The organism is Bacillus norwichensis, assembly GCF_014836955.1.
Classification (GTDB): Bacteria; Bacillota; Bacilli; order Bacillales; family Bacillaceae_C; genus Siminovitchia; species Siminovitchia norwichensis.
In genome coordinates, this window is the sequence record NZ_JACSPV010000052.1 from 21,273 (window position 1) to 28,264 (window position 6,992).

7 protein-coding genes and 1 riboswitch are annotated in these 6,992 nt (G+C 36.6%); of the genes, 3 read left to right on the forward strand and 4 right to left on the reverse strand.

Translation table 11 applies throughout. The features are described from left to right. The 4 genes from H9631_RS19620 to H9631_RS19635 form a co-directional block, all read right to left on the reverse strand. Complete coding sequence (locus tag H9631_RS19620) at positions 1-1,386, reverse strand: LLM class flavin-dependent oxidoreductase (protein WP_191815813.1); 1,386 nt, start codon at positions 1,384-1,386, stop codon at positions 1-3. 63 nt (positions 1,387-1,449) lie between these two features. After that, positions 1,450-2,346 (reverse strand): MetQ/NlpA family ABC transporter substrate-binding protein, encoded by an 897-nt coding sequence (locus H9631_RS19625; RefSeq protein ID WP_191815804.1) that lies wholly within the window; start codon positions 2,344-2,346, stop codon positions 1,450-1,452. Between the two features lie 21 nt (positions 2,347-2,367). Next, positions 2,368-3,030 carry a methionine ABC transporter permease gene (locus tag H9631_RS19630; RefSeq protein WP_191815806.1) on the reverse strand — a complete coding sequence of 221 codons (663 nt, stop codon included), beginning with the start codon at positions 3,028-3,030 and terminating at the stop codon, positions 2,368-2,370. After that, positions 3,020-4,048, reverse strand: coding sequence for a methionine ABC transporter ATP-binding protein (locus tag H9631_RS19635; protein WP_191815808.1), 1,029 nt, complete (start codon positions 4,046-4,048; stop codon positions 3,020-3,022). The genes H9631_RS19630 and H9631_RS19635 overlap by 11 nt, the downstream gene beginning before the upstream one ends. A 430-nt stretch (positions 4,049-4,478) precedes the next feature. Beyond that, positions 4,479-4,582: riboswitch (SAM riboswitch) on the reverse strand. A 321-nt stretch (positions 4,583-4,903) separates the two neighbouring features. On the opposite strand from H9631_RS19635, the gene H9631_RS19640 reads away from it, so the two are divergent. The 3 genes from H9631_RS19640 to H9631_RS19650 all read left to right on the forward strand — a co-directional run bounded on the left by H9631_RS19640 (position 4,904) and on the right by H9631_RS19650 (position 6,604). Then, complete coding sequence (locus H9631_RS19640) at positions 4,904-5,185, forward strand: phospholipase (RefSeq protein ID WP_191815809.1); 282 nt, start codon at positions 4,904-4,906, stop codon at positions 5,183-5,185. 182 nt (positions 5,186-5,367) lie between these two features. Next, entirely contained in the window at positions 5,368-5,676 is a 309-nt protein-coding gene (locus H9631_RS19645) for a hypothetical protein (RefSeq protein WP_225221167.1), read from the forward strand. A gap of 337 nt (positions 5,677-6,013) precedes the next feature. Next, the gene (locus tag H9631_RS19650; RefSeq protein ID WP_191815811.1) at positions 6,014-6,604 is read left to right on the forward strand and encodes a PI-PLC domain-containing protein; all 591 of its coding nucleotides are present in this window, start codon (positions 6,014-6,016) and stop codon (positions 6,602-6,604) included. Positions 6,605-6,992 lie beyond the last annotated feature (388 nt).

Here is a 6,992-nt window from a genome sequence, read left to right on the forward strand (position 1 = left end):
TTAATCTTGTAAAACTCTTTGTTTTCTAAAAATTGCACCTGGATGATCACTAGGCAAGGTTGCTTTTTCCCGCCCAAATAACTTTTCACGGAATGTCCCCTGCTCATATTCTTGTTTATATAGCCCCCGCCTCTGCAATTCAGGAACAATCAACTCAACAAAGTCTTCCAATGATTGCGGGGTAACCAGATGCATAAGATTAAAACCATCCACTCCAGTTTCATAGAAATATTGTTCTATGGCATCGGCAACTTCAATCGGATTTCCAACAAATACATGGTCTCTATCAAGATTCTCGAAGCGATCCAGTACATCCTTGACCTTCAATTTTGTCGGAGAATCCTTCGTAAGCGAGGCTGCTCTTGTTTGACCATGTTCTGTATGTTTATATTCAAAATACGCTTCAGGATCATCATATTCCGCTAAATCGTAACCACTTGATCCGCCATATTGCGCTTTTGCCGCATCCGGACTCCACAATCGGTTATATTCTTCATATTTTGCCTGTGCTTCTTCTGTTGTTTCTGCCACAATGACATTTAAAAAAGTAAATGTTTGAATATGCTCAGGATTCCTTCCGTATTTCTCTGCCCGATTTTTAATATCTTGAATGTAATAGCGAATTTTTTCCGGAGTTGGCCCACCTACAAACACGCATTCAGCATGTTTTGCTGCAAAGTCCCTGCCGCGTTCCGAAGTTCCCGCCTGATAGATGACCGGAGTTCTTTGTAATGACGGCTCAGTCAAATGCGGTCCCTGAACACTATAAAATTTCCCCATGTGGTTGATTTCATGGACTTTGGATGGATCAATCAGCACTTCTTTATCGACATCCGCTATAACAGCATGATCCTCCCAGCTGCCTTCCCAAAGTTTATATGATACTTCCAAAAACTCATCCGCCTGTTCATAGCGTTCATCATGTTTTTTCATCTCCTCGAAGCCGTAATTCCTGGCGGCGTTAGGCAAATATGAAGTGACAATATTCCATGCAACCCTTCCCTTTGTCAAATGGTCCAATGTTGAAAAACGCCTTGCATTTGAAAAAGGATGTTCATATGTTGTGCTCACAGTCACTGCAAATGAAAGATGCTCTGTAACACTTGCCATCGCTGGAACAATGAAGGCAGGATCATTTAAGGGAACCTGTACGCCATCTCGTATCGCAGGTTCCTTGCTTTTTTCATAAACATCGTATATACCTGCTACATCAGCAAAGAAAACTGCATCAAATCTGCCTTTTTCAAGGAGCTCGGCTAAGTCAATCCAATAGTCCAAATCTTTATAACGTTCATGGCGTCTGCTGTTTGGATGCTTCCATAAACCATGTGAATTATGCATAGCTCCTGCCATTTCAAACACATTTATCTTTATTTCTTTTCCCATTTTCCTCCAGCCTTTCATGATAAATTTCCTCTTCTTCCAAATTAAAGAGGAACGAAAAGTAATTTATTGTTTCTTAGATCTAATATCTTCTATTAATTGATCCAGTGTTTTTTGAAGTTCTTCCTTTGGAACATCCACAACAACGTTTCCTCCATTTGAATCTTCTTTCACTGCCTCAGCTACATCCTCCTCCTGATAAATCTTTGCTATCGTTTTGTACGTTTCATTATCTACATCTTCAGAACGAACTGCGAATACATTTAGATAAGGGCGTGTTTCCTCACTATTTGGGTCATCTTGAAAAATAGCCTTATCCAGGGTAAATCCTGCTTGACCGGCAATTCCGCTATTTATAATAGATGCTTCGACATCTGGGAGGACGCGAGGAGTTTGCTGTGCAACAACCGGCAAGATTTTAATATTTTTTGGATTTTCTATAATATCTTCTTCAGTTGGGTATAAGCCGACATCTTTCGTCAACTTCACTAATCCTGTTGCTTCCAACACTTTTAATCCTCTCCCTAAATTTGCAGGGTCGTTTGGAATAGCAACTTCTGAGCCATCAGGTATTTCTGAGGAATCCTTATATTTATCTGAGTATAGCCCCATCGGCGCTATGACAGTCGATCCAATTGGCGCGATATCCACATCGTTCTCCACAATGAATTGGCTTAAAAATGCCAAATGTTGAAATGCGTTGATATCTACCTCACCATTTGCCAATGCATTGTTTGGAAGAGTATAATCAGAAAACTCGATAAGATCTATCTCAATATTTTTTTCTTTTGCCTTTTCCTTTATCAGATTCCAATACTGGCCATCGGTACCAGTAACACCAACTTTTACATGAACAATTTTTTCAGGTTCCTTTTTGTCATCTGCCGATGATTTCGTTCCGCATCCTGCTAAAATTCCTATAAGAGTTATGACTAATACAATAAGTGATAATCTTTTTTTCATTTCTGTTTTCCTCCTTAATTGTTACCTTCTTAAAAAGAATCTGGATAAAAAGTTGCCAATATACTGTGCAATTTGCACGAATAGAATTAATATTATGACTGTTACAAGCATGACAGATGTATCAAATCGTTGATATCCGTATGTCATTGCGAGATCCCCAAGACCACCTCCTCCAACGGTGCCGGCCATTGCAGAAAAGTCAATCAAGCCGACTGTAATAAAAGTAATACCAAGTATTAAAGGTCCAAGCGCTTCGGGTATCAATACACCAAAAATAATTTGAAAGGGGCTTGCCCCCATAGCCAGCGCAGCTTCAATGATACCTGGATCAATGGAAACCAAATTGTTTTCCACTACCCTTGCAACAGCAAATGAAGCAGCAATTGTCATGGGAAGTACAGCTGCAGCTGTTCCAATTGTCGTGCCAATAATCAATCTAGTGAATGGACTTATTGCAACGAGAAAAATAATAAATGGAACGGGCCTTACGATATTAATCAATAAATTCAAAGTAAGAAAAATATATTTATTTTCAAGTATGTTCCCTTTACGAGTCACAAATAATAGCAGACCTATTGCTAAACCGATGATACTGGAAAAGACAAGCGTAGAAAGAACCATTGAAACTGTCTCCCCTGAAGCTTGAATAATCCGGGGCCAAAAGGTGCTCCATTCAACTTTCATAATGAGTAATCTCCTTTACCTCAACAATTTTTTTCAAGTCCTCTATTACTTTCTCCACCTCAGATTCCTCACCGATAAATTCGACAATAAGACTTCCAAATAAACGCTCTCGAAGTTCATGAATATTGCCATAGAGTATATTAAACTCAATCTGGTATTTTTGACTAATCCGGAATAGAATGGGCTCGCTGCTAGTTCCCTCATTAAAGGTAATTCGTACAAATTTGCCGTAGTGGCTTTCTTTTAATTTTTCAAGCAGCCTGGATGATAATTTGTCATTTAGAACTGAGCTAATGAAATTTTTTGTTGTTTTCGTTTTAGGATTGGAGAAAATTTCAAATACATCGCCCTCTTCAATCACTTTTCCCCCCTCCATAACAGCCACTCGGTTACAAATATTTTTTATAACATGCATTTCATGGGTAATAAGTAAAATGGTAATGTTATATTCTTCATTGGCTCTTTTCAATAGTGATAATATTTCGCCAGTAGTTTCCGGATCTAAAGCAGAAGTCGCTTCATCACAAATAAGAATATCGGGAGAAGTAGCCAGCGCACGTGCAATTCCGACTCTCTGCTTCTGTCCTCCTGATAATTGCTCCGGGTATTTTTTTGCTTTGTCCTCCAGATCAATAAATTTAATCAACTCATTGACTCTCTTATCAATTTCATGTTTCGGCCACTTTGCAAGCTTTAATGGATAAGCAATATTTCCATATACTGTTCGTGAGTTAAACAAGTTAAATGATTGGAATATCATGCCGATTTTTCCTCTTAATCTTCTTAACTCTCTTTGAGAAAGACCATTAACCTCAAGAGAATTAACCAAAATATTTCCCGAAGTAGGCTTTTCCAAAAGGTTAACAAGTCTTAGAAGAGTGCTCTTTCCGGCTCCACTAAAACCGATGACTCCAAAGATGTCTCCCTTATTAATTTCAAGGGACACATCTTTCACTGCATGAACCTCTCCCTTCCCGCTAACACCAAACGTTTTATTAACGTTTTGAAATTTAATCAACAATGTCTCCTCCTCTGAATAAATGAATAGGCTAAAAATAAAAAAGCACCCTTCTTTTAAAAAGAAAGCTGCCTTTAGTTGTCTAATGGGCAATATTTAATTTTTCCTAAATGCTGCATTATTTTTAAGCCTGCATAATTGAACATATCACAAGGCCATTGCGGCCGATCGCCAAAACTAACTTTACACATAGACTTAGTTGGTTTAAAGACAAATCAAATACGCCAGATTTTATCAAGCGTAGCTCCATCAATTTCCTCTGAAACTCTATGGCCATCCACCTGTATTCATTCGGGGGTACCCCCCGCGGAATGGAATATTGATATGCCTTTATCTCACCACTTATAGAAGTAGAAGATTTCTGCTGAATAAAGTCAAAAAACCTCTTCTATGCATGACAAGAAGAGGTTGATTCATCGTTAAATGTCTCTTCTTATCTTTCAAGCACTCGCTTGCTGGATTTAGCACAGTACTAAAGAATAGTCTGCTGCTGAGGCATCTTTGGGCCAGTCCCTCCACCTCTCTGGATAAGAATTAATGATATAAAGTTTTTGGTGTTAGATTTAATATAAAGCATGAGTATTTCCTTGTCAATAATTTTTGTCGAAAAACTACAAAAGCCAGACAAGTATAATGCCCCATCCCGTATGCTCTTATCACCAACCATTCAAAAGACAACGTCATTTCGAGTGAGTGATTATCGAAAAAAGTTGATTTAACCACTTTTAGAATAAAACAGTAGACTGTTCGAAAACGTCTTGAAACCAATAGAAAAAGGAAAAAATTACTGTATAAGGCTTCTGCCTTTTCGTATGAGTATCCCCTTTCATATTTTATAATAAGGGGGTGCTAAGATTGGCTCGAATACGTAGAAAAAAACGCGGACTTTGCTTATTTCCCGGTTATAACTGGTGCGGACCAGGGTGCAGTGGCCCGCGAAGCCCCATCAATGATGTGGATGCTTGCTGTATGGGACACGATTTATGCTTAAAACGTGGAATCCATCCATGTATTTGCGATGAGAGGTTCATTCAATGTCTGTTTACAAAACGTGATCCGAACACTCAAAAAGGGAGAATTGCAACGATGCTTGACACTGATTTTCGAGGTTTCGCCACCATTTTTATTGCACGTTAACATAGCACATATTAAAATAATAAGAACTAACGTTCGTGTGTTCGCCCTGTTATTTTTTTCTGTTAGTTTTCAGTTAGTTTTTAAAAAATAACAGGGCGATATTGATAAAGAAAATTTAAGGTGGTGCTGCCAATGATAGACATCCCAGATAGCGATCGACAACTCATTGATCAAGCAATATTTTGCCGATGTTGCTGACTGTTTTACAGCGAGATCTCGCCGCTATTGATAAAGGCTCGTTTAAATTAAAGCAACCATATCAAATCTCAATTGAAGCTATTATCCGAGATGTCCAAAAGGATTTAGCTGCTGCTAAACGATATTTGCATAAAAACAATATCAAGATCATACGAGGTAGATCAGAAAATAACTTTACTTTTTATACGGTGATGTATAAAGGCGGCGAAGAAAAACGAAGTTATTTTAATGATAAGATCAGGAATAACGTGGAGGATTTATTGGATTATTATTTGGTAGGACGAAAAGAGTAATGCCCGGTGCTAATGACCGGGCATTTTTCATGGTGTGAGTTCCTGGAGCCTTTATATTATATGTGGATGTTTGTTATTCAAGTGGTAAATTTTTCTTGTAAATATATGATTACAGAAGCCTAGTTCTAAAAGATTAGATTGGTTGTTTAGAAGTATTAAAACAGCTTGTTCAAGAAGTCATAGAATCTATAAGGGAATTCACAAAGTATAAAGTACTACACTAATCCTTTATTCCTAATTTCCACTAATTTGGTAGTTTTATTCCTAAAATAGTATATGATATATATGTGTAACATTTGTAACATTTATTTAATAAAAACAGCAGGAGGAATTTTCAATGAAATCGTTTAAGGGTTTGATTAGTTTAGCTTTATTAGTTTCAATGCTATCTTTTGGGTTTGATAGTTTTAAAGTCGCAGCTGCTACAAATGATGAAATTATTAATTCCGAGGTTAAAGAGGTTGCTGAAAGAAATGATTTGGAAATTGTCGACCCAAATTTAATTCCTAAAGATCAAATGGTGGACTTTGATACAGTAGAAGAATTTGAAAAGTTTATTAAAGAAGATGAAAATGTTATTATAGAGGCAGATCAAATAGAAAATAATTCAATTTCACTTTTTGCTAAAGCTAAAGAAAGTAAAAAACTTTATAAAACAATTGAATATAATGGAACAGGTAAAATAGAGGCTTATGCCCGAGTAACAAGAAAGGGTAAAAAAGTTACAAACGTCGTTGTCTGGAGTGAACAAATAGGTATTATTTTCGGTATTACGTATACTCCTAATGACACAGCTTCTTATTACAATCTAAATTCCAAAAAAACAGGTGGAACTGCTTATGCAAAAGGCTCAAAATTATATGGAGCAAGTATTCAGGGACAACCTGTTGGTTATAAGAAATCTGTCACCTATAAAGTCAAATTTTAACATTTAGAAAGGATGAGAACCTTGGTTACAATTAATTGGTTTGATATAGGCTTTCAAGTCTTTTGGTTAATTTTATTAGGCGGAATAGGATTTCTGATATATAAAGTCATTACTGTAATAAAAGCAAATAAACGCTTAAACAGTAAGTAAAACAAGCTTATAAAAACTAAATAATATTGTTTCATTCTAAACCTGCTATCCGGCAGGTTTTTTCATTATCGTCCAATTTATTGTATTCCAGACCGATAAACATGCTTGTTTTCCTTAACTTATATGTATTCAATCGGTGAATTTTTTCTTACAATTAAAAACACTAGCGTTGCATTAATTAAAAATATCAATTCAAAATACTAAAAAGATTCAAAGTTTATCAGTTTAGACAAAAAAA

Excerpts from the sequence above, each read along its gene's own strand:
- H9631_RS19650 (WP_191815811.1), top strand. The coding sequence starts at position 6,014 with ATGAAATCGTTTAAGGGTTTGATTAGTTTAGCTTTATTAGTTTCAATG.
- H9631_RS19620 (WP_191815813.1), bottom strand. The coding sequence starts at position 1,386 with ATGGGAAAAGAAATAAAGATAAATGTGTTTGAAATGGCAGGAGCTATG.
- H9631_RS19625 (WP_191815804.1), bottom strand. The coding sequence starts at position 2,346 with ATGAAAAAAAGATTATCACTTATTGTATTAGTCATAACTCTTATAGGA.
- H9631_RS19630 (WP_191815806.1), bottom strand. The coding sequence starts at position 3,030 with ATGAAAGTTGAATGGAGCACCTTTTGGCCCCGGATTATTCAAGCTTCA.